This window comes from Vibrio sonorensis, from assembly GCF_001854765.1.
Classification (GTDB): domain Bacteria; phylum Pseudomonadota; class Gammaproteobacteria; order Enterobacterales; family Vibrionaceae; genus Vibrio; species Vibrio sonorensis.
This window is the reverse complement of the sequence record NZ_LJJE01000092.1, coordinates 17,944-39,051: the sequence shown is the minus strand read 5'-3', so window position 1 is coordinate 39,051 and position 21,108 is coordinate 17,944. Positions and strand designations below refer to the sequence as shown.

At 44.6% G+C, this 21,108-nt stretch carries 23 protein-coding genes and 1 pseudogene; 6 read left to right on the top strand and 18 right to left on the bottom strand.

Going from position 1 to position 21,108, the window contains the following annotated elements:
- The first annotated feature begins 5 nt into the window (after positions 1-5).
- The 3 genes from BLO31_RS15985 (at position 6) to hutZ (ending at position 1,572) form a co-directional block, all read left to right on the top strand.
- Complete coding sequence (locus tag BLO31_RS15985) at positions 6-401, top strand: YbaN family protein (RefSeq protein ID WP_084659866.1); 396 nt, start codon at positions 6-8, stop codon at positions 399-401.
- A gap of 109 nt (positions 402-510) precedes the next feature.
- Positions 511-1,014: a heme utilization cystosolic carrier protein HutX gene (gene hutX, locus BLO31_RS15980; protein WP_070968887.1), complete on the top strand. Its 504-nt coding sequence runs from the start codon at positions 511-513 to the stop codon at positions 1,012-1,014.
- A 27-nt stretch (positions 1,015-1,041) separates the two neighbouring features.
- A complete protein-coding gene (gene hutZ, locus BLO31_RS15975; RefSeq protein WP_070968884.1) occupies positions 1,042-1,572 on the top strand; it encodes a heme utilization protein HutZ in 531 nt (176 codons plus the stop codon).
- A gap of 100 nt (positions 1,573-1,672) precedes the next feature.
- On the opposite strand, the gene BLO31_RS15970 is transcribed toward hutZ, so the two are convergent.
- Positions 1,673-1,975 carry a YbaN family protein gene (locus tag BLO31_RS15970; RefSeq protein ID WP_217495130.1) on the bottom strand — a complete coding sequence of 101 codons (303 nt, stop codon included), beginning with the start codon at positions 1,973-1,975 and terminating at the stop codon, positions 1,673-1,675.
- A gap of 74 nt (positions 1,976-2,049) precedes the next feature.
- Complete coding sequence (locus BLO31_RS15965) at positions 2,050-2,682, bottom strand: SDR family NAD(P)-dependent oxidoreductase (protein WP_070968876.1); 633 nt, start codon at positions 2,680-2,682, stop codon at positions 2,050-2,052.
- A 523-nt stretch (positions 2,683-3,205) separates the two neighbouring features.
- Here BLO31_RS15965 and hutW point away from each other — a divergent pair.
- Positions 3,206-4,582: a heme anaerobic degradation radical SAM methyltransferase ChuW/HutW gene (hutW, locus tag BLO31_RS15960; RefSeq protein WP_175443250.1), complete on the top strand. Its 1,377-nt coding sequence runs from the start codon at positions 3,206-3,208 to the stop codon at positions 4,580-4,582.
- A gap of 86 nt (positions 4,583-4,668) precedes the next feature.
- Here the strand turns inward: hutW and BLO31_RS15955 are convergent, their stop codons facing one another.
- The 3 genes from BLO31_RS15955 to BLO31_RS15945 all read right to left on the bottom strand — a co-directional run bounded on the left by BLO31_RS15955 (position 4,669) and on the right by BLO31_RS15945 (position 6,143).
- Positions 4,669-5,064 (bottom strand): RidA family protein, encoded by a 396-nt coding sequence (locus BLO31_RS15955; RefSeq protein ID WP_070968870.1) that lies wholly within the window; start codon positions 5,062-5,064, stop codon positions 4,669-4,671.
- A 91-nt stretch (positions 5,065-5,155) separates the two neighbouring features.
- On the bottom strand, positions 5,156-5,737 hold the full coding sequence (locus tag BLO31_RS15950; protein ID WP_084659864.1) for a helix-turn-helix transcriptional regulator: 582 nt from the start codon (positions 5,735-5,737) through the stop codon (positions 5,156-5,158).
- A gap of 136 nt (positions 5,738-5,873) precedes the next feature.
- Positions 5,874-6,143 carry a helix-turn-helix transcriptional regulator gene (locus BLO31_RS15945; RefSeq protein WP_070968864.1) on the bottom strand — a complete coding sequence of 90 codons (270 nt, stop codon included), beginning with the start codon at positions 6,141-6,143 and terminating at the stop codon, positions 5,874-5,876.
- Positions 6,144-6,402: 259 nt separating this feature from the next.
- Here BLO31_RS15945 and BLO31_RS15940 point away from each other — a divergent pair, with 259 nt between their 5' ends.
- Positions 6,403-6,903, top strand: coding sequence for a GNAT family N-acetyltransferase (locus BLO31_RS15940; protein ID WP_070968860.1), 501 nt, complete (start codon positions 6,403-6,405; stop codon positions 6,901-6,903).
- A gap of 80 nt (positions 6,904-6,983) precedes the next feature.
- Here the strand turns inward: BLO31_RS15940 and BLO31_RS15935 are convergent, their stop codons facing one another.
- Genes BLO31_RS15935 through kduD form a run of 6 tightly spaced genes read right to left on the bottom strand, consistent with a single transcriptional unit; the run spans position 6,984 to position 10,876 of the window.
- Positions 6,984-7,607, bottom strand: a complete 624-nt coding sequence (locus BLO31_RS15935; protein WP_070968857.1) for a bifunctional 4-hydroxy-2-oxoglutarate aldolase/2-dehydro-3-deoxy-phosphogluconate aldolase — start codon at positions 7,605-7,607, stop codon at positions 6,984-6,986.
- Positions 7,608-7,616: 9 nt separating this feature from the next.
- A complete protein-coding gene (kdgK, locus tag BLO31_RS15930) occupies positions 7,617-8,546 on the bottom strand; it encodes a 2-dehydro-3-deoxygluconokinase (protein ID WP_070968853.1) in 930 nt (309 codons plus the stop codon).
- 29 nt (positions 8,547-8,575) lie between these two features.
- Positions 8,576-9,211 carry an RpiB/LacA/LacB family sugar-phosphate isomerase gene (locus tag BLO31_RS15925; protein ID WP_070968850.1) on the bottom strand — a complete coding sequence of 212 codons (636 nt, stop codon included), beginning with the start codon at positions 9,209-9,211 and terminating at the stop codon, positions 8,576-8,578.
- A gap of 27 nt (positions 9,212-9,238) precedes the next feature.
- Positions 9,239-9,571 (bottom strand): cupin domain-containing protein, encoded by a 333-nt coding sequence (locus BLO31_RS15920; protein ID WP_070968846.1) that lies wholly within the window; start codon positions 9,569-9,571, stop codon positions 9,239-9,241.
- Between the two features lie 10 nt (positions 9,572-9,581).
- Positions 9,582-10,097, bottom strand: coding sequence for a YgjV family protein (locus BLO31_RS15915; RefSeq protein WP_070968844.1), 516 nt, complete (start codon positions 10,095-10,097; stop codon positions 9,582-9,584).
- Positions 10,098-10,114: 17 nt separating this feature from the next.
- Entirely contained in the window at positions 10,115-10,876 is a 762-nt protein-coding gene (gene kduD / locus BLO31_RS15910; RefSeq protein WP_070968841.1) for a 2-dehydro-3-deoxy-D-gluconate 5-dehydrogenase KduD, read from the bottom strand.
- A 282-nt stretch (positions 10,877-11,158) separates the two neighbouring features.
- Here kduD and kdgR point away from each other — a divergent pair.
- Positions 11,159-11,946, top strand: a pseudogene (kdgR, locus tag BLO31_RS15905) (DNA-binding transcriptional regulator KdgR).
- Here kdgR and map read toward each other — a convergent pair.
- From map to BLO31_RS15870, 7 genes are all read right to left on the bottom strand, one after another.
- Entirely contained in the window at positions 11,935-12,717 is a 783-nt protein-coding gene (map, locus tag BLO31_RS15900) for a type I methionyl aminopeptidase (RefSeq protein WP_070968837.1), read from the bottom strand. The pseudogene kdgR and the gene map sit on opposite strands and share 12 nt — an antisense overlap.
- Complete coding sequence (locus BLO31_RS15895) at positions 12,710-12,922, bottom strand: ParD-like family protein (RefSeq protein ID WP_070968833.1); 213 nt, start codon at positions 12,920-12,922, stop codon at positions 12,710-12,712. The genes map and BLO31_RS15895 overlap by 8 nt, the downstream gene beginning before the upstream one ends.
- 103 nt (positions 12,923-13,025) lie before the next feature.
- On the bottom strand, positions 13,026-15,302 hold the full coding sequence (locus BLO31_RS23210; RefSeq protein ID WP_084659862.1) for a phosphotransferase: 2,277 nt from the start codon (positions 15,300-15,302) through the stop codon (positions 13,026-13,028).
- Positions 15,295-17,127, bottom strand: a complete 1,833-nt coding sequence (locus tag BLO31_RS15885; RefSeq protein WP_070968830.1) for an ABC transporter ATP-binding protein — start codon at positions 17,125-17,127, stop codon at positions 15,295-15,297. Before BLO31_RS15885 ends, BLO31_RS23210 begins: the two co-directional genes overlap by 8 nt.
- On the bottom strand, positions 17,114-18,283 hold the full coding sequence (locus BLO31_RS15880) for a glycosyltransferase family 4 protein (RefSeq protein ID WP_070968827.1): 1,170 nt from the start codon (positions 18,281-18,283) through the stop codon (positions 17,114-17,116). The genes BLO31_RS15885 and BLO31_RS15880 overlap by 14 nt, the downstream gene beginning before the upstream one ends.
- A complete protein-coding gene (locus tag BLO31_RS15875) occupies positions 18,283-19,500 on the bottom strand; it encodes a glycosyltransferase (protein ID WP_070968824.1) in 1,218 nt (405 codons plus the stop codon). The genes BLO31_RS15880 and BLO31_RS15875 overlap by 1 nt, the downstream gene beginning before the upstream one ends.
- A gap of 47 nt (positions 19,501-19,547) precedes the next feature.
- Positions 19,548-20,723, bottom strand: coding sequence for a glycosyltransferase family protein (locus BLO31_RS15870; protein ID WP_084659860.1), 1,176 nt, complete (start codon positions 20,721-20,723; stop codon positions 19,548-19,550).
- Between the last annotated feature and the right edge of the window lie 385 nt (positions 20,724-21,108).

Here is a 21,108-nt window from a genome sequence, read left to right as displayed (position 1 = left end):
ACGTTATGAGACCAAAAAATATTAAATACTACACCTTTATTGCCATGGGAATGGGTGCTTCAGCGCTGGGCATCATCGGCGCTTTTGTTCCACTCTTGCCCACCGTACCTTTTGCCCTGTTAGCGCTGTATTGCTTTGGCGTCAGTTCTCCAAAGTGTCAACAGTGGCTGCTCAATAACAAATACCTCGGCCCCACGTTAAAAAACATTAAAGAAAAAAAAGGGCTCAGTGTTTATGAGAAAACTCGAATCTTGGGCTTGGTGTGGGCTTCGATACTGATAACCGTTTTCTGGGTGGTGAATGAACGTCCATCAGCCCAGTATCTTCTGGTGGCCATTGCGGTGATCGAGACTTATGTCATCGTGCGCTACAAGACAAGGCGAGACCATCCGCAACAATGATCCACAGAAAAACCAACACCGATTAAAAACCTTGGGATCTCCAACGCTCTTATGGCATTGGTCAATCCCAAATAGCATTGTGATAGCAAAATACAAACACAGGAAAATGATGAAAGAACTAAAACAGCAAGTAACTGAGTTATTGGAACAAGAACCAAAGCTCCTTCCCTCAGAAATGGCTCAGCGTTTAGATACGACGGAGTACAATGTCGTCGAGTCTCTACCCCAAACCATGGTAGCACTTGCTCCGGGCTCCCAAGCACAAGAAATGTTGGAAGAAGTGGCAGACTTTGGCCCCGTAACCACAATAGTGCACTCATTTGGATCCATTTTTGAAGTAAAAGCCCCATTCCCAAAAGGAAAAGTAGCGCGTGGTTATTACAACCTAATGGGTAAAGAGGGAGAAATGCACGGCCATCTAAAACTGGACAACGTCGCCAACATCGCCTTGGTATCAAAACCCTTTATGGGCCGTGAAAGCCACTACTTTGGTTTCTTTTGTAACGACGGCAACAACATATTTAAAGTGTACTTGGGTCGAGATGAAAATCGAGAACTGCTTCCTCAGCAAGTTGCGAGATTCAAATCAATGCAACAAGCACTAAATCAATAACAACAAACATAAAGTAGGAGTCACTAGATGGATCAGCAAGTTAGGCAAGAACGCTTACAAAGCCGCTTAGAGCCAGAAGTTAAAGCATTTCGTCAGCAAAGAAGAACACTGCAACTGGCAACCATTGATGAAGAAGGTCGTCCAAACGTCAGCTATGCCCCTTTTGTACAAAACCAACACGGTTTTTTTGTCTTGATTTCTAAAATCGCTCGACATGCTCGCAACCTACAAACAAACCCAAACGCCTCTATTATGATGATAGAGGACGAAGACAGTGCAAAACTGCTTTTTGCGCGCAAGCGACTTACTTTTGATGCGACTGCATCGATTGTTGAAAGAGAAAGCGAGCAGTGGTTGGCCATTATTGAACAGATGCAAAACCGATTCGGCAGCATCATTGAAGAGCTTAGCCAGTTTCAAGATTTTATTCTGTTCCAGCTAACAGCAGAGAAAGGCTTGTACGTCAAAGGTTTTGGACAAGCCTATAGCGTTTCTGCTAATGACACCGTTGACTTTGTGCACCTCGACCAAGGCCACCAGCAAATGTCCAACGGGTAAACACCAAAGACCCGTTTGCCGTTCACTATACAGTGAACGGCAATGCGTGCGTTCTAAAGTGCCACAATCACACCGCGACCAACGCCAAATCCATACACACTTAGGCCAAAGTAAGGAGTAATCCAGAGATCGATAAACTGACAAGCATCAGCAAAGCCGCTTTAATTTTGACTTCCTTTTTCACTGTCCGATCTTCCTGCCACTCCCTGATTATCGGCCCCAACTTAGAGTGTGTCGTCATTTTCCGATGTATACGAGGTGATGAACGATAAAAACAAGCAGCAGCGAGTAGGATAAAAGGCGTTGTCGGAAGTAAAGGCAATACAACTCCAGCCACCCCCAATACAATCGCTGCCCATCCACAAACCATTAGCAACCAGCGTGTTAACGAACGATTAAGCATATTTATGGCCTTGGTTAGATAAAATACAAAAGTTATTCCGTACAGACTTGTTAGAATCAACATGACACAAGGCGCTAATAAGAGAGCGCAGGATCAACGCATGCGTAAATCTGTCCGACACTTTCGTTATCAAGACTCAATGAGTATATGACTCTCGCGACTTCTGCACGGGTAACCACGCCATGAACTTCGACGTTTTGCGAAAGCTCAGCACAATTGCTCACATCACCATTTTTAAGACCGCCTGGACGCAAAATTGTATAGTCCAAGGAACTTGACGTTAACCAAGCTTCTGCCAGAGACTTCTCTCTAACAACGGCACCAAACCCTTTGCGCGCCGCTTCTGATAGATACTGCCACGAATCGCCACAACCCAAAGAAGTCACTAAGAGGAACCGTTTGACCTCGTGCTCTTGTAGTGCATCAATTAAATTGCGATGCCCAAGATAATCGACGGGTATCGCGGCAGTATAGCTGCCCATAGATGAAACGACTATCGCATCTTTAGGTAGCGATGAAACTACCTCTTCAACGTCATCACGCGCAGTCGCATCGCATCGTATCGCTTCTATGCCTAGTTCCGACAAACGGAGGTTTTTTTCTGGATTTCTCGCTACAGCAATAACTCGAAAACCTCTTAAATGAAAATGTTCGGCAATAGCGGCCCCTAAACCACTAGACGCGCCAAAAACTGCGATAACCTGCATAAATTCCTCTTTAACCAAACGACAATTATAAACTTTTGACTGACGAAAGACTTTCAATTAATAGCGAACAACGGAAATAATAACCATTACTATTGCCAGGTAAATTGATCTCAATATGGTTTTTGAAACTATTTAAATGTAATTTTACAGAATGAAATATCAAACAAACCAAAAATAACAATACTTAACACTACATTGATTTAACTCATACTTTTGTTAATAAAAATAATAGTAATTATCATTAGTATCAATAAGAATACCGCCAACAGAGTGTCGTTTATGTGCAAACACCTTACTTCGGTAGTTTTAGCACTAAGTTAACCCGTTCAGTATTGGCGATAAACTTGGTTTGTCATCCCTTTAATAAACCTAACATTAAGTCCAGCACGCCAATCAAATTGCCAGTTTTGAGGAACTCACCCGTTACTATCTACATCTTTTTTCAAAGGTAAGAAAGTGAGCCGTCACGGGGTAATCCTAAGAATGAGATAAACCAGACTAATAGCTCGTAAATCAGAGATCGATAATGTTAGATGTAAATCAGTTTGATGAAACCATCATTGGCGCAGACACGCCAGATCCCCTTCGCTTTTCATTTGCTGCAAAAACCGGTGCCCACGCCGCAGGCTATTCTATGCCAGTCATGCCAAACAAAAAGCAGCAGGTATTAGACCAAATGTTCGCCACCGAAGGTGAACGGAACAAAAAACGCTGTTTGTATATTCATATCCCGTTTTGTCGAGTGCGTTGTACGTTTTGCAATTTTTTCCAGAATGCGGCCAGTCGCTCGATGGTTGATAGCTATTTCCAAGCACTCATCACCGAAATAAAGCAAAAAGCATCTCTTCCTTGGACACAATCCGGCGTATTTCATGCCGTGTATGTTGGAGGAGGCACACCAACAGACTTATCTCCAGAGCAAGTAATGCAACTGGGCAAAATTATTCACAAACTTTTCCCCTTAACAACGGATTGTGAGATCACCTTAGAAGGTCGAATCAATCGCTTTAGCGATCAAATGTTTGACCATGCACTTGAAGGCGGTTTTAATCGATTTTCCTTTGGTGTTCAGAGTTTTGATACGCAAGTTCGTCGCAAAGCAAAACGCCTAGACGATCGAGAAGTAGTCATGGAGCGAATCGCGCAATTAAGCGCGACAGAGCAAGCCCCGATTATCATCGATTTACTCTACGGTTTGCCTTTTCAGACTATGGAAGTGTTGCAACAAGATCTACAAGACTTTATGGAAACTGGCGCTCATGGCCTAGATTTATATCAGCTTATTGTCGGTGGAAACGCCCCAATGATTAACCTTGAAGAGAAAGGAAAGCTTCCCCCTCCAGCCACCACGGCACAAAAAGCAGAAATGTATCAGATGGGTGTAGACTTTATGGCGAAACAGCATATGCGCCAACTGAGTGTTAACCACTGGACAAGAGACAATCGCGAGCGTAGCCAATACAACAGCTTAGCCAAAACTTATGCGGAAGTACTCCCCCTTGGTAGCGGTGCAGGGGGTAGCCTTGCTGGCTACAGTATGATGCATCACCGAGATCTCAACACCTATATCGATGCAGTTAACAGCGGACAACCCACAGTAGCAATGTTGTTTAAACAAAACCCGTTAGAGTCGGTATTTGCTAGTCTTAAGTCTCAATTTGATTCAGGGACCATCCGTCGGTCATCTCTACCCGAGGTTGCTAAGCAATCAACATTTGATTTCTTAACCCCTGTTTTTGAACTATGGCAAAAACGAGGGTTACTAGAACTAGAACGAGATTTTGCCGTATTAACCGTCGCAGGGAGCTTCTGGTCCGTGAGTCTTTCGCAAGCTTGTATTCACGTTTTACAAACGACTTTCCAAGCAAAAATGCCAGCCCCAAAAATCATGGCCATGTAACAACGCGAAAACCCCAAAACTAGGCAAGGTCGCTGCTATCATACCCATAGCAGCGACCGTATTAAAAGGGACAACCAATCATCCATTTAACTCACAGCGATGGCGTCAATTTCGAACATAAGATCAGGCATCGCCAACCCACTCACTTCCAATAAAGTCATGGTTGGTCTGTGGTTTACCTCTCCAAAGCGCTGGCCTAACAGGTCAAAATTTTGCAAAGAGTCACTTACGTTTGTGGTATAAACCGTCACTTTTGCAATGTTTTCTAGCCCCATCTCCGCCTGTTTGAGCACGGATACTAAATTGTCTAATGACAGAGCCATTTGACTTCTCATATCCCCGCTATGCTGAGGACGCCCCTGTGCATCTACCGAAGTTTGCCCCGATATATAAAGGGTTTTCTGCGCGGCTTCGATAACTTCACCTTGTTGATAACCAAGGTTTAGTGACCATTCCCATGGGTTAATCGCGGTGCGTTTCATTGTGTTCTCCTATCGCTAATACCCAAACCAATTGGGCGACTGATAAAGCGATAGTAAATAAGACCACTGACAACCCTATGTCAGGAGAAAATTACAGCCAGTGATTGGCCAATTGTTCGCTAAGCGTTTTAAGCTCTTCTCTGATCTCATCTCCGCTAATAACTGAGACTTCATTAGTGTATTGCAGCAGCCAGCGCGCCATGTATTCAGGTACATGAGTTAAGAAACGCATGTACACCCCCTCGTCCATTTCGCGTTGTTCGACAAACCCAAACTGATAGCGCTGCTCTTGAACAAATATCTTAGCTCGCTCGGAAAAAAGCACTTCAACTTCCACAAGTTCGCCTGCATCGGGCTTTTCTTTTAGATACTCACTGAGGGTTAGGCGATCATGTGTTGCGAAACGTTGGTCTAAAACAGAAAACGCGCTCACCCTATCCAAGCGAAAATCTCGATAGGCCTGACGAAGGCGACACCATGCTATTAAATGCCAGTGCCAGTGGTAATAAAACAGACCGATAGGTTCTATTTCACGAGCCATCGGTTCGCTTTTCTCGACCGCGGTATACTCTAGCTTTACCACTTTTCTGTGCAGCAGAGCATGTCGAACTTGTTTTAACCAGCGATCTTCATTGGCATTGGAGGCTTGGTTTGGTTCATCTTTGTCGGAAATTTCTTCAGGAAAATGAGGCCAGTAGGCAGCACAGCGGTATCTTTATCAAAGTTCACCAAATACTCTTTATCAGTGGCGTCAATAACCGCTTTTACCTTGTTTAATGCGCTTTGATAATCCTTTAGCGAATGGGCATCTAGCTCGATACCAACAGCTTTTCACCCAATAATACCGACGCCGCTTCATCCAAGGTAAAACAGACTGGCGGCAATTGATAACCTTTGGCAAGGAAGTAGCCGACGCCCGCTTCTGAGCCAATAGGAACTCCTGCATTTTCAAGAGACTTGATATCCCTATAAATGGTTCGCTCGGACACCGAAAAATACTCAGATAAAAACTGAGCAGTGACCACATTGCGAGTTTGCAGTAGTACCAAAAGTGCTGTTATTCGATCAAAGCGATTCATAGCGTTAGAAAGCCTAAATTGTAATGTTTACCTGCCCAAGAAAACTAAATCAGAGACAGTTTTTGTAATTAGTGAGTAAATCTATCAGGGTATCTCTCTATTTTCACCCACTGGAAAAAGTTGAAGATCGGCAGCTGACTCCTAAACCTTTTAACTCTTAAGCACGGTAAACCACTCAGAAAACAATGTGCGTTAGTGCTTGCCGACACTTGCGATCTCCTGTACAAAACTGCTCTAACCTTAATAGGAGTTCAGTTGCATGAGTTTTACAGTACGCCAAGTCACCATAGAGGACGCAGAAGGCGTCGCCAATGTCCTTAATCCAATTATTGTTGAAGGTTTGCACACGGTTTTGGATACCACCTTTACCACCGATGAAGAAAAGCAGTTCATCGCTACATTCCCAATGGGCGGTGTGTTTACAGTGGCGTTATCCGAGGAGCACTCTCAGATAGTGGGCTTTCAAAATATCGAACCGTTCGCCCAATATACCAAAGCCTTTGATCACGTTGGTATTATTGGCACCTTCGTAAGTAAACCAGCCCAAGGTCAAGGCATCTCAAAACTGCTCTTTCAATCTACGTTTGAGGTGGCAAAACAAAAGGGTTTTGAAAAACTCTTTGCTTATGTGCGCAGCGATAATGAACGCGCTCTTGCCGCTTACACTCGACAAGGGTTTGAAATTGTCGGCACGGCCAAAAAACACGCTAAAGTACGGGGTAAGTATGTAGATGAAGTGCTAATTGAAAAATTTCTATAGCACAAAAAAAAGCGCCTTCGTTTCATAGGCGCTCCCAAAACGGGTAACTATACAAGGGTAGGTATAGAAGAGTGAACTATTTATTCAATAATGCTGGCCACTTCTTTGACCAAGGCTGCCAGCTCGTCCCATTGTTCATTTTCAATTAGGTTGTTTGGCACCATCCATGTACCACCACACGCCAACACTGCTGGGATCGATAAGTAATCATTAACGTTGCTTGGGCTAACACCACCTGTTGGCATAAATTTCACTGGGTAAACCGCTGTCAGTGCTTTTAACATTGAAACGCCACCAGATGGCTCTGCAGGGAAGAACTTAAGGGTTTTTAAGCCCATTTCCATCGCTTGTTCAACCAAACTTGGGTTGTTCACACCCGGTACAATTGCAACACCGCGTTGCTGGCAGTAGCGCACGGTCGTTGGATTAAATCCTGGGCTTACTACAAAGTCCACACCCGCATCTATCGCCTGATCCACTTGCTCTGTAGTTAGCACGGTTCCCGCGCCTATCAGCATTTCGGGGTAGGCATTGCGCATGTTTTTAATCGCTTGTGCCGCTTGTTCGGTTCTGAATGTTACTTCCGCACAAGGTAGGCCATTCTCAATCAAAACTTCGGCCAACTTAGCGGCTTTGTCTGCGTCTTTAATTGCAATTACTGGAACGACTTTAATGTCCGATAACTGTTGCTCTAAACTTTTCATTTTTTCTCCTTAACGTTGTGGCATCGCACTTTGAGGAATAATCGCACCACGGTGTTGGATGACGTTGGCGGCAAGTGAGTGTCCACTTTGGCCAGCTTGTTCTACTGTACCACCTAATAGTCGTTTCGCTAGATAACCTGCACTAAAGGAGTCTCCTGCCGCTGTGGTATCCACCACATTTTCAACAGTTTGAGCTGCTACTTCACTGAGGTTATCACCCAGAGCGATGTAACACGGTTCTGCACCGCGTTTAACAACTACTTCTTTTACACCCAAGATCTGGGCGCGCACGATCGATTGTTGTTCGCGCTCATCTCCCCAAAGCAGCTTGTCATCGTCAAAGGTGAGAAATGCAATATCGGTGAGTGCCAGCATTTCTCGATAGTTGCTTTGCGCTGTTGCTGGGCAATCCCAAAGCGCTGGGCGATAGTTGTTATCAAACGCTATCACACAACCCTTTTGTCGGCACTCAGCCAACAACGCAAACAGTTTTCTACGTGAAGCCTCTGGCAAAATAGCCAAGCTTATTCCACTTAAATAAATCAACTGGCAATCGGTTAGCTCATCGGCAACTTGATCTGGGCAAGCTTCTTCCAACCAGAAGCGAGCCGCAGACATATTGCGCCAGTAAAAAAACTGTCTCTCGCCCGACGCATCTGTCTCGATGGCATATAGGCCGGGGAGTTTGTCTTTCGACCGGTGTACGCTTTGGGTATTGATCCCTTCCTCTTGCCAGCTTCTCAGCATGTCGGCACTGAAAGGATCACGCCCCAACCCAGTGATATAGCGTGTATCGACACCGTGATCTCTTGTCAGGCGCGAAAGGTAAACCGCTGTATTTAAGGTATCACCACCAAAGCCTTGCTTTAGTTTTCCGTCAACCTTAGTCAGTTCAACCATGCATTCACCGATAATAGCGACGCGCTGAATCTCTTTCATACATCCTCTACCAAATGCTGAGCTGATAATTAAACTAGCAGGGAACGAACGTAAGCTTCGATTTCCGCATCCTGACAGTTTTCAAAGAAGCACTCTTGGAACTGCTTGCTGCCGACTGCCGTTTTTACTAGTTCTTGATCGATCGATTTTAGAGACTCAACCACATCTTTCGCTACCGCTGATTTCACTTGATTTAGGATCGAAGCATTCTTTTGCTGTGGTTCTGCGCGTTCAATTGGGTAGCCTTCTCCGCGTTTACCTGTAAACGCTTTTTCGAAGATGTATCGAACGTTTAGTTCACCAGCCCAGCCAAAGCCTTTTGCAAAAGCAAGTGCGATAGCGTTGCCGTTGTTGATTTGGTTGAATAGGAAGGCATCTGAAGGCTCTAGACAGTAACCACAAACTACACCTGGGTGTAGGTTAGAGGCCATCATCGCACCTTGACCTGTACCACAACCTGTTACGACAAAATCTGCTGCTTTCGAGTTCAATAAGATACTCGCCATAATTCCAAGATGGATATATGTCAGGTGATGATCGTTCTCGTCCGTCATACCGACGTTAAATACTTGGTGACCCAATCCACCAGCAACGGTATTTAGTTCACCAGCAACCATTGCGTTTTTACCCGCTTGGCTGTTTTCCATCATTAGTGCAATTTTCATTTGTTTCTCCTGCGGCTTAACCGCACGCTAATTAATTAGAGTAAGAAAGTCGTTTCTTCTAGGGGTAAAGATATCAAGCAGTACCCCCTCTTCTAAACATTTGCAGCCGTGTTCTATATTCGGCCGCTTATACATGGTGTCACCAGCGCAAACGATGCGTTTTTCATCACCGATGACAAATTCAAATTTTCCAGATAAGACATAGGTCAACTGCTCATGCGGGTGACTGTGCAAAGCGCCTATGGAACCAGCATCAAAATGCACTTCCACTGACATTAAGTTGCTATCATGGGCGAGAACTTTACGCTTGATCCCATTGCCTAAATCTTCTAATTCGGTGTCGTGCGACAATACAAACACTGACTCTATCCTATTGCTCGTTAACACTTGGGCGTCGATCTTTTACTAAACGGCTAATCGTAATTAGGTTCATCGCAATCAACGTGGCTTCTAGCAGCGTTCCGCCTATTGAGCCGACTAAAATATTGTTGGCCAACCATAAAAATGCCCCGACCAGAAACCCGACTCGCATCGCGATACCAGACAAGCAAAAGACTGAAATGGTTCCTATCACCGTGCCAACCATGGGTATCCAATCCCACCAGTTTTCAACCAGATAACTTCCCATTGCAATGCTGGCCACAACGAAGGCCATCGCCACTTTATATGAAGAAGTATAAATGGCCGTTGAGGTTCTTATCGCCGACAGCAGTGCTCCTGCTGCTGAAATTACTGAGCCTAACAATAAAAAATGGAGAAGATGATTGAGATTAAACACCAACATCAGAACTTTTAAGCGTCGGTCATCTTTTTGGTAGAAAGTGGAGATTCCCAATCCAAAACTGACAAATCCCAATACTTGAGCAACTGAAACATCCACAATCATCTTCTCACTAATCGGTGTTAGCGTGCTAACCAGCCTCCATCAACCGCAATGGTGTAGCCGTTAATATAGTCAGAAGCAGAAGACGCTAAGAATACCGCAGGACCAGCGAGGTCGCTTGGGTCACCCCAACGGCCTGCGGGAATGCGATCTAAGATATCTTTATTGCGTTGCTCATCAGCTCGCAGTGCCTGCGTATTGTTCGTTGCCATGTAGCCCGGTGCAATCGCATTAATATTTATTCCTTTAGAAGCCCACTCATTAGCAAGCAAACGCGTCACGCCCATTACCGCACTTTTTGAAGCGGTGTATGATGGCACTCGGATCCCACCTTGGAATGAGAGCATAGAAGCAACGTTAATGATTTTTCCTTTGCTCTCTTGGGAGATAAACTGCTTAGCAACGGCCTGAGATAAGAAAAACAGAGACTTAATATTGATGTTCATTACGTCATCCCAGTCTTTCTCTGAGAACTCGATAGCGTCGTTACGGCGGATAATACCAGCGTTGTTTACTAGAATATCAATTTTACCCAGCTCAGTTACTGCTCGGTCTACAATGGATGGAATCACGTCGATAGATTGCAGATCGGCGCGAATATCGACAAATTTCTGCCCTGTTTCGCGGATCTTTTCAATTGTTTCTGTCGGCTCTACAATGTTCACACCAACAATATCGCATCCCGCTTGCGCTAACCCCAATGCCATACCTTGGCCTAAACCCGTATCGCATCCCGTAACTAACGCGACTTTACCTTTAAGATTGAATGCATCAAGCGCCATGCTTATTTCCTTACCTAAAACCACTGATTAATCATTTAAAAATTCAAACCTAGTGAGTGCTTTTCAAACAATACTTCACTCAACTGCGGTCAAGATAACAACAAAACGGCAGTACAACCAAACTTTTCTGAAAAGACGTTTCATTTTTATTGATGGAGATCGGCTTTTTTATACTTTAATGGCATTGCAGTCCTATTAAAATGAAAAGGTGTTTTATTCATCTCGGTTTTGTTTTTCTTTTTCCTTTACACTCTTGGGAAATTGAAATAACGGAACAAAGTAATGGATGATGATAAGCAGGACAATCAAGTATCCTCTGTAAGCAAACTATTTAAGATCCTCGAAGCGCTCAGCGAGCAAAAAGCCACTGGTGTTTCAGAACTGGCCGTCAAAACTAATATGTCTAAAGCGACCACTTACCGCTTTCTTCAAACCATGAAAACGCTGGGGTGCGTGGCTCAAGACGATGACATTGATAAGTACTCACTTACCTTGAATCTACTGGAAATGGGTAGCAAAGCCATTAGCCACCCCACTCTATTATCCGCCGCAGATGAAGAGATGCGCCGCTTGGGCAAACTGACCGGAGAGGCAGTTCACCTCGCGTTCGCCACCACCAGCGTATTATCTATCTTCACAAGATTGAATCTGATTACAGCCTTGGTATGCGTTCGAGAATTGGTAAAGGGAACCCGCTTTACACCACGGCGATTGGTAAAGTGTTGATGAGTGAATGGACGCAGGCTTCAGTGCGACAAACACTGAGTGGTGTGACTTTCGATAAATACACCGACAATACGATTACCAAAATATCCGATTTGCACGCAGTCTTAAAGCAAGCAAAGGTTGATGGTGTGGCAGAAGATATTGAAGAACAAGAACTCGGAGTTCGCTGTATTGCCGTACCCGTTCGTTGTCCAAATGGCGAAATTATTGCTGGTTTGTCCCTTTCTTTCCCAGTGATTCGCTTTCAACAGGAGAAACGCAACGAGTACGTGGAAAGTCTTAAGCAAGCCAGTGCAAAGATCACCGAAGCACTGACTCTATCTCTTGAAGAGTTAGCTCACTAACTCTTGTTCATCTGGTCGCAGGGTAAGAACTTCAAAACCTGACTCTGTGACCAACACCGTATGCTCCCATTGTGCAGAGAGTTTCTTGTCTCTAGTGACCACTGTCCAGCCATCTTTTTTCGTCTTAGTCTTAGCGCTGCCCTGATTGATCATAGGTTCTATGGTGAAAGTCATTCCGGCTTTGAGCTCTAGGCCCATCGTTGGCAATCCATAGTGAAGAACACTTGGCTCTTCATGCATTTCCTCACCGATACCATGACCGCAGTATTCGCGCACCACGCTGTAACCGAGATTCTCACTATAGGATTGAATAGCGTGCCCTATATCCCCTAAGGTTGCCCCCGGTTTCACACTGCGAATTCCGCGCCACATAGCTTGATAAGTCGATTCGACCAATCGCGTAGCAAGGCCATTCGCCTCTGGCATCACATACATTTTACTGGAGTCGGCAATAAAGCCATTTTTTTCCAGTGTGATATCCACGTTGACGATATCTTTGCTGGTGAGTTTTTGATCGGCCCGTGGGATCCCGTGACAGACTACCTCGTTAACCGAGGTGTTAAGCACGAACTCGTAGTCATACTGGCCTTTGCTCGCCGGTCTTGCATGCAACGTATTGACAATGTAATCTTCCACTTTGTCATTAATCGCCAATGTCGTGACACCTGGCTGTATAAAGTCATCCAGCATAGTAAAAACACTTGCCAGTAAGCGACCGGACTCGCGCATCAACGCGATCTGCTCAGGTGATTTGATAACGACTTTATCCATTTGCAGCCATATCTTGTTCACTACTCACTTGGGCGCTTTTCAGCATCTGTGCGATGAGTTCATTAAAAGTCAGGTTCGGATTTAACTCCGCTTCTTTACCTATTTTCATCCAAAACTCTGCTTGAGAGTTGATAGAGCGCGACATGACGCCACTTGCTTTACGAATCTCCTCATGGAGTTCGTCAGAAATTTTCACTATACCCATTATCTACAAACTGCAATAAATCATATACACATTGTATATACTATGTATATTTACGCAAGTTCAACGTTGATTTTGAGTTGTCAATTATGCATTGCTGACAGCTCTATCTTGTTGGTATGGCATTTTCGCAATATCGCAAAATAGCTTGGGTGAAAGGATTTCTCGCCGTGATTCGTTGGCTTATGTAGATATGCCTAGCTAGGGTTAGTAGGCGGTAAATTTCTATATTGTCTTTCTGTATTTTCCTATTGATGCGTATATAAGAGTCAAGTAAGTGATTGATGACATCATCGGCATAGTGAAGATCGGAGAACTCCCTTAGGCATTGCTCCTGTATATGAGCAACAAAATTACCGAGATCAACTGCAGGATCCCCCATTGTGGCAAGGTCCAAATCCAGTAGATAGAGACTATCCCCTTTCATTAAGAGCTGGTCGTGATAAAAATCTCTATGTATTAAGCACGGCGTCGTCGGTTTAAGATCTTCGCTAAGCGCCATGCAACGTCTAACCAAGTCACGAGCTCGCTCCTCCCAATCTGGTCGTATTGCCGACATATTGCTCAATGATCGACAAAGCACATTCAACTCATCGTCTATTGTGTGTTGCCGACTGACTTGAGTGTGGCAAGTGTGTAGCTGGTATATTGCCATCGCCACTTTTTCAGCAACCTGTCTACCCTTATTAGAGCAAAGTAGTGGAAACAACGCCTTGCCATTCACCTTTTGTTGAAACCAAATTGAATACTGGGGTATACAGCCTAACGGCTTGGGAACTTGTACAGAGTGCTCTCCCCCAAAACCGTTGGTATATAAATCTTGGTTAAGCTGCCATGTTTTTTTGTCTAAGCCTTTTGCCCTAACTTTCCCAATCACAGAAAACCGATTCAAAGGCGTTTTCTCATACACAAACTCAAACAGTGCCCGTTTTGCCAATTTGTGGCGAATAGGAAGAACACGCTTTAGCTGAAACCGTTCAATTTCGGGAAGAGCATGTTTTACCGCTTTGATCATTAATGGCGCCATACGCTCAACTTCCATTAACTCACTAAGATATGGCATAGAAACATCAACTATTGAGGAGTCGAAGTGTGTTAGTGATGACTCCCGTTGCTTAAGGTAGTCTAAGTAGTAATTTCTACTTTGCTCTAAAAGGAGCAGTGTGCGCGAAATCCAGTCGTATTCATTGTTTCTAAATGGGTGATGAGAGAGTTGAAGTAATCCGACGGCAGTAAAAAGGGAGATTTCGGCTAAGTCACACTGTTTTATGTCCCTGTAACCTTTCAGTAAAGCACTCACTCGCTCTCGCACTTGTTGGTGACTGAACTCTCCCATTATCTGATCTCGCACTAGATGCGCGACAAACAACCCTATATCCGCAGCCGGATACCAAAGACAAACATCATCCAAGTCGACAATGCTGACCACTCCCCCTGACACTATCACCTGTTTTGCATAAAAATCACCGTGAACTCGGCAAGTTTCTGATCCTAAGTTTTTAATTGCATCAGTTAAATCACGAACCAGTCTTTTAACCTGCGTTTGGCATTTTGGTAGTAGCTGACCAATTCCCTCGCCGACCTCGTCTAACTGACGACAAAATTTCATATTGTTCAGTTCAATGAGTTGGCTTGAGCCTTTTTCACTGTGTAACAGTGCCAACTTTTTTCCCGTCAACTCTACGAGTGGAAGTGCGGTTTCGTCATTGTGCCAAAGCTTGCTTAGCGCTTCACCATCAATCCAATCGTAAACCAGAATGTGATGTTTTTTGCTTTTCCCTACAAGTGCCAACATTTTTTGGCCATTGCAGCTTTCCTTACAAGTGATCACGGCCTGATGAAATCGGCTTTCACTATACATCTTAATCACCGCTTTTTCGCCACGAGGGCTGCGTAGTAAGCCGACAAAACGGCGCTCTGGCTTATATTGAAGGACTTCTAGACTGGCATCTATAAAAGTTTGAGGGTGGTTTAATACTCGTTCTAATATTCTATTGCGACATTGTTGATCGACCAATCGACTCAATGCTTTTAACTTTGCATCATAAGGAAAAAGAGCAATAAATACCGAATACTTAGCTAAGGTAAAGCACCAACCGAAACCGCTCTGAGCTTTCGACCTATGTTTCTCTAACTTATCGATATCACTTGGTAAAATCGCTTTGGCATATAGTGCAATCTTCCCATCGCTACTATCCAAAGTGAACTTGGCTAAGCAGTTTGTACCCTTTTTGTATCGCACGTAATCTCTGGAGATACTCTCGATACAAAGATGGAGCCGTAGTTTTCGTACTACCTCTAACATCTGAACCTGATCAAAGAGTAGGGCAAGCCCAACTAACTTGGGATCTCTTTCAACTAACAAGCGTTCATCTTTAGTCATAATATGCTTTCGATCCTCGCTGGCCAAACTCTATAGCAAACTGACTTGCGTACTCTTGCCCCTTAGCGAGTAACTCATGATGACAACCTTGTTCAATCAATTGTCCCTTACTCATATAAGCAATATGGTCACAAGCCGCCGCCATCTCTTTTCTATGCGTCACAATAATCGATGTTCGACCTTGAGCTAACCTTAGCAATGCTCGACTTACTGAGGCTTCAGTTAGGGGATCAAGCCCAGTTGTGGGTTCATCAAGTAACAAGATGGGGGCTTGCTTGAGCGATGCTCTTGCTATTGCTACTCGCTGCCTTTGACCAGCAGACAACGTTACTCCTCGCTCCCCTACCTCGGTGTTGTATCCATCTGGCAAGGAAGTAATGAAATCGTGAATTTCCGCCAATTTTGCCGCTTGTTCTATTTCTTGCTGAGAGTACTCCTGCTGACCCAGTGTGATGTTTTCTCCGATTGAAGTGGCAAATAGCGCAGTGTCTTGCAACACCACCGCAATTTGATTGCGCAAACTCGCTGTTTTGTATTCTCGAATATCAACGCCATCGACAAGCACTCCTCCGCGCTGAGGATCGTGTAGTCGAAGCAGTAAGTTTAACAAAGTCGACTTTCCACTACCGGACGGTCCGACAATGGCCGTTTTTCTTCCACTCTCTATCTCTAAACTCAAATTTCTTAAATGGTGCGTTTCATCGTCCAAATACGAAAAGCTCACGGAATCAAAAGTAACTCTCCCTACAAAATTGGGAGCATCAATCGCATTAGCCCTGTCACGGACCTCTTGCTCCTGATTTAAAACATCTAATACGCGTTCTCCAGCAGCAGAGGCTTTTGCCAATCGAGCACAGTACTTACTAAAGTCTCGGATGGGTCTAAACAGCCTCCTTAAGTAATAGACAAACACTAGCAACTCCCCCGTGCTAAGTTGTCCATTGAGTACTTGCATAGCGCCAAACCAGAGCACTATTGCACTAGAAATCGCGATAAGAATATCAACATTACGCTGAAGCCCAGCGATCAAACGTTTAGTCTGGACGCCCTCTTTCATACTTTTGTTATTGGCGCTTCCAAATATTTTTGAGAATCGCTCCTCTAGCGTCAGTGCCTGTACCGACTTAATAGAGTGGATAGACTCGGAAGCCGCAGCGGCCATAACCCCTTCTCTTTTTCTATTTTTTCTTGCCACACTGTGAATGCGTCGACTCTTGTGCAGAGTCATTAGCCAAAGCAAGGGAAGAGTCGCTAAAGAGAGCAAAGCCAATTGCCAATTTACCCACATCATCACCGCGACGATACAGACAAAAATAAGCGCGTTACCAATCAGAGGGACCGCGGCTGTCACGGCCACTTCTTTCATCATTCCCATATCGCTAATCAGGCGAACGACCAGATCCCCGCCGCGCTGTTTCTGATAAAACACTGGAGACAGACGCTGCAAATGATCAAATAGCCGCGCTCTTAATCGGATGATAATGTGATTGCCCACCAGCGCCATACAGATCGTCGTTGCATAAGTTGATATTGAGCGCAATAAGGTAATCACGACCAAGGTGACCGCCAAAATTGCAAAATACTCTGAAAGTTCCAATTGTCTGAGCAACTGTAAGTGATCACGACTGTTTGGGTCGGGGGTCATCAATCCATCAATAATGTATTTCAGCGGCCATGGCTCCAATAGTCGTAATAAGGTCTGAATGAACAGTCCGGTAAATGCTGCCACTATCAACCACAACTTCTCTCCAACGTAAGGCTGGATATAGTGATAAAAACGCATCAATGATGGTAAAGCTTGTTTGAGCCCTTTAGGACGAGCCATAACCACCACCTTCATGGGACATAACAAGCCCGAGAACGTCACTCATTCGGCGCACCCAGCTGTGATATTGTTCAGCCTCTTGTCGGGCGCGTTTCCCCAGACTTTGCGCCATAACGGGTTCGAGGATAAGTTGTTCTATCGCTTTCGTTAACGCGTGAATATCACCAGCGGGATAAAGAACACCATTGACTCCATGTTCGATAAGCTCTTCGATTTGCCCCGTTTGACTCGCAACAATGGGCAAGCCAGCTGCCATATATTCATAAACCTTTAATGGGGAGAAATAAAAATCTAAGCCACTTGGATATGGCGCGACCCCAATATCTATTGTTGCCATATATTCAGGAACTAATTGTGGCGAAATAGCTCCAGTCATCTTCACTTTATGTTCGATATGAAGCGTCTTAACTTGCTGCTCTAGAGCTCTCCTTTGCGGCCCGTCTCCTAAGATCAACAGTCGAATGTTTGCATACTGCGCTTGTAATTGGGCAAAACTCTCTATCAACCCTTCAACGCCATGCCATGGTTTTAACGAACCGATAAACCCTATGGTTAAGTTCTCATTTCGAACCCCAATAGCACGGGGTATAAACCTGTCGACATTGACACCATTTGGCAATACATGGATTTTCCCTTTGGCCTGTGGGTACTGCTCTAAATATTGTGCGACTTCTTTCGAGACAGCCAAAATATGTGTCGCGGCACTAAAACACTGTCGGGTTATCGCTTGTGCTGCATTTTCATCAATAAGCCCTCGATATCGCTTTTGCTCTTCGATTAGTGGTGCATTGACCTCCAGAACACCGGGTACGCCTATCTCTCGAGCATAAGTCATACCCGCATGGCTCCACAGTGAATATCGCTCATAGACAAAATTAAATGGGCCGTGTTCTAAAAGCCGTTTGATGGTAGTTTGGTTGTCTGCAATATCCGATTGCTCTCGTGCTGCCCGCTCTTTTATTCGAGCATGCTTAATCTTATGAACATGTGTTATGGGAAGTGACTCGGGACACTCGTTACCCAGAGAGGCAGCGAACATGTTTACTTCTACGGCAAGCTGGCTAAAAGCGAGGGACGCTTCCTGAACGTGTAAAGAACAACCTTTCGAACCAAATACAGGAATACCTCTATCTGAGCACACATACGCCATTTTCATCACTTACCCACCGCTGAACTTGGTAGAGAGGAATCAACAAGTGCAAAGCAGTCTCTAAGTCGCTGCGCACTTTTATCTACGTCAAACTCTTGTTCTATTTTGTGCCTTGCCCGTTGCGCAATTTCCCTTCTCAATCTCCCATCCAACAGCAAGCGCTTTAAGGCTTTGGCTAAGTCATTTGGGCTATTTTGCTCAACCATCAAACCTGTTTTTTGGTGTTCAAGTACCTCTGGGATCCCTGTTACATCAGTGGAAATACACGGGGTCCCCATCGCCATAGCTTCTAACAATACCGTTGGCATTCCATCGCGGTTACCATCTCTCCCAACGATACAAGGCGCGGCAAATACACTCGACTGGTGGAGCTTCTGTTTCACCTCCCTTTGTGGGAGTGCTCCCAGCATCGAAACGCAATCAATCAAACCCAGCGCCTCAATCTTTTCTTCCAACCTTTGGTAAAGATCGCCACTGCCGATAATATGACACTGAAACCGAACCGCCTGATGTTTCAAGATTTGGCAAGCTTCAATTAAAACTTCAAACCCTTTCTTCTCCACTAACCTTCCCACCGCACAAATGATTGGCTCTCTTACTTCCGGTGAAACATAGAGGAACTGACTGAGGTCTAATCCATTGTATATTCTGGTTAAGTTTCTCTTCGGAACACCTATCTGTTCGGTTAAAAAATTCACATTGAAATCACTGACCGTAACGGCACAATGGGCATCTTGAAACTTTCTTGCTAGCTGTTCTCTATCTACATCTTGGTGGAAGATATCTTTTGCATGAGCCGTGAAGGTAAAGGGAACACCAGTAATCGCCGAAGTGATTTGCGCCACCGTGGTAGAAGTAGTCGCAAAGTGGGCGTGAAGGTGAGTTATCTCTTCCTTCCCCACGTGTTCACTCAACTCCAAAGACTGCAGTATCTCGCGCGCGCTCGCTTTTGGGAACTCACCAAGCACTTGCCACACATTTGAGAAGCGTTGAGCCACTTTCTTCTGAAGTTCCCAAAACTGGCTTGCTCTGTCCGCTTTGGCTGAAAGGTAAGTAACGGGTGCTCTTACTCTGGATATCGTATCTTGAAAATGACTGTCCTGCGGTGGCAATAGGGCATAAATGACAATCTGTTGACCGGCTGACTCATGAGCTAGGATTTCATTGACAATAAACGTCTCTGAGTATCTTGGGTATCGTTTTACTATGTATGCTATTGGCATTTCTTTACTTAACTCCGTTAATGTCCTGTCAATGAAGCGACGCGCACTTATTGCTTAATCAAAGCCATGATCTGCTCACTGATGTTTTTCATTCCGTCTAAGTCGACGACTCGGTTTCTCCCTTGTACTCGTTCTCCAAACAGTAGAGCATCTATCTTGCTTGCTAACATCTTGCTGCTGAGTTCTACCGGGGGAATATAGTCAAGAATTTCGAGCTGACTAAAACGTTGCGCTCGGACTAATTGCTCTTTTGTAGGAAAAGTTCTCGGTATGATAATGGCTGGCTTATCTGCTGAAAGGATCTCACAAATCGTATTGTACCCACCCATAGCAACGACCAAATCCGCTTGAGACAAGTACTCGGCCAGCCGGTTACTAAACCGAAGTAGTTGAACACCAGAGTATTTCGCAGCCTGAAATGCGAGACTTTCATAGTCTTCATCCCTCATTTCCGGCCCACACACCACAACACTTTCCACTCTGTTGCACCAATCCGCATGTGGCAGACAATTTAAAAACTGACTTATGACGGAAACGCCATCATTTCCCCCACCAACAGTGACTAACAAACGCTTTTTGCTTGTCACGTCACCAAACAGAACGTCATTGACACCAGCTGTCAAAACCGGCCTCTCTAAATAACCTAGATAAGAGGTTTTTTCACACACAGTTGGGGGAAACTGATACAACTTAACTGCGTCGAACACCTCTGGCTGACCGGCAATCACGACCTTATCGTAATGTTTGTCAATGTAAGGAAAGTAGCCGTTCTTTATCCAAATTCGAGAGGTTTCCTCTGGGCAGTCCAAAATGTCTCTGAGCAATAGCATAGTGCGCGGTCGCAGCTCTCTACTCGCTAAAAAATTGAACGTTTCACTTAACTCGTTTTCTAGCCCCATCGGCTTTTTATCAACCAAAAACAGATCCGGTTGAAACTGCTTAATCACTTGCATAATCAGTTTGGATCGAAGGGTGATTTGCTTCTTGCCACCGAAACCGTTCAGCCTTGGTCGATAGCTTCCCTCTTGATCTCGTCCAAAACACGGTAGTTTTACGTAGTCTAGTGAGCAACTCGTTCTAAATGCTTGTAGCATTGGAGAACCAGTGATCAATAAAATGGAGAGATCGTTATGGCGCTCGGCTAGATATTCAGCGATGGCCACCATACGGCGAATATTTCCAAGGCCATAGCTGTCGTGAGAATAAAAAAGTAGCTTTGTCACTTGGCTTCCCCCAAAGTAAGCACGAACACTAAGCGATCATTTTGCTTTCCTTTCTGTCGCCGAAAGGACAATTGATAGTATAGTCACTAGTGTGATATTGATGAGGGAAAGCTAATAAAAGTAACCGTAAAAAGGCCGAGGTCTAGCGTAATCTACCCGATGTTTACAATGTAAATTCATCAACATAAGTCGCTAGAAAGTTGGAAAAGAAATTTTTCTATTGGGGTGGTTAGAAATGGAGCTTTGAACGCGTTTAACTGTTTTTTTAGTAACCGTTAACGGCAATGATAACCAACTTTACAGTGTAAAGTGCTAATTAACCGTCATCAGTTTCGTCCACTTACACGACCCACAAACAAAAAATCCAAGCGCTTAGCACTTGGAT

Excerpts from the sequence above, each read along its gene's own strand:
- map (WP_070968837.1), bottom strand. The coding sequence starts at position 12,717 with ATGGATAAAGTCGTTATCAAATCACCTGAGCAGATCGCGTTGATGCGC.
- BLO31_RS15915 (WP_070968844.1), bottom strand. The coding sequence starts at position 10,097 with ATGATTGTGGATGTTTCAGTTGCTCAAGTATTGGGATTTGTCAGTTTT.
- BLO31_RS15875 (WP_070968824.1), bottom strand. The coding sequence starts at position 19,500 with ATGCCAATAGCATACATAGTAAAACGATACCCAAGATACTCAGAGACG.
- BLO31_RS15955 (WP_070968870.1), bottom strand. The coding sequence starts at position 5,064 with ATGAAACGCACCGCGATTAACCCATGGGAATGGTCACTAAACCTTGGT.
- BLO31_RS15895 (WP_070968833.1), bottom strand. The coding sequence starts at position 12,922 with ATGGGTATAGTGAAAATTTCTGACGAACTCCATGAGGAGATTCGTAAA.
- BLO31_RS15885 (WP_070968830.1), bottom strand. The coding sequence starts at position 17,127 with ATGGCTCGTCCTAAAGGGCTCAAACAAGCTTTACCATCATTGATGCGT.
- BLO31_RS15945 (WP_070968864.1), bottom strand. The coding sequence starts at position 6,143 with ATGAATCGCTTTGATCGAATAACAGCACTTTTGGTACTACTGCAAACT.
- BLO31_RS15940 (WP_070968860.1), top strand. The coding sequence starts at position 6,403 with ATGAGTTTTACAGTACGCCAAGTCACCATAGAGGACGCAGAAGGCGTC.
- hutZ (WP_070968884.1), top strand. The coding sequence starts at position 1,042 with ATGGATCAGCAAGTTAGGCAAGAACGCTTACAAAGCCGCTTAGAGCCA.
- BLO31_RS23210 (WP_084659862.1), bottom strand. The coding sequence starts at position 15,302 with ATGACTAAAGATGAACGCTTGTTAGTTGAAAGAGATCCCAAGTTAGTT.
- BLO31_RS15935 (WP_070968857.1), bottom strand. The coding sequence starts at position 7,607 with ATGAAAAGTTTAGAGCAACAGTTATCGGACATTAAAGTCGTTCCAGTA.
- BLO31_RS15970 (WP_217495130.1), bottom strand. The coding sequence starts at position 1,975 with ATGCTTAATCGTTCGTTAACACGCTGGTTGCTAATGGTTTGTGGATGG.
- BLO31_RS15925 (WP_070968850.1), bottom strand. The coding sequence starts at position 9,211 with ATGAAAATTGCACTAATGATGGAAAACAGCCAAGCGGGTAAAAACGCA.
- BLO31_RS15985 (WP_084659866.1), top strand. The coding sequence starts at position 6 with ATGAGACCAAAAAATATTAAATACTACACCTTTATTGCCATGGGAATG.
- kduD (WP_070968841.1), bottom strand. The coding sequence starts at position 10,876 with ATGGCGCTTGATGCATTCAATCTTAAAGGTAAAGTCGCGTTAGTTACG.
- kdgK (WP_070968853.1), bottom strand. The coding sequence starts at position 8,546 with ATGAAAGAGATTCAGCGCGTCGCTATTATCGGTGAATGCATGGTTGAA.
- hutX (WP_070968887.1), top strand. The coding sequence starts at position 511 with ATGAAAGAACTAAAACAGCAAGTAACTGAGTTATTGGAACAAGAACCA.
- BLO31_RS15880 (WP_070968827.1), bottom strand. The coding sequence starts at position 18,283 with ATGAAAATGGCGTATGTGTGCTCAGATAGAGGTATTCCTGTATTTGGT.
- BLO31_RS15965 (WP_070968876.1), bottom strand. The coding sequence starts at position 2,682 with ATGCAGGTTATCGCAGTTTTTGGCGCGTCTAGTGGTTTAGGGGCCGCT.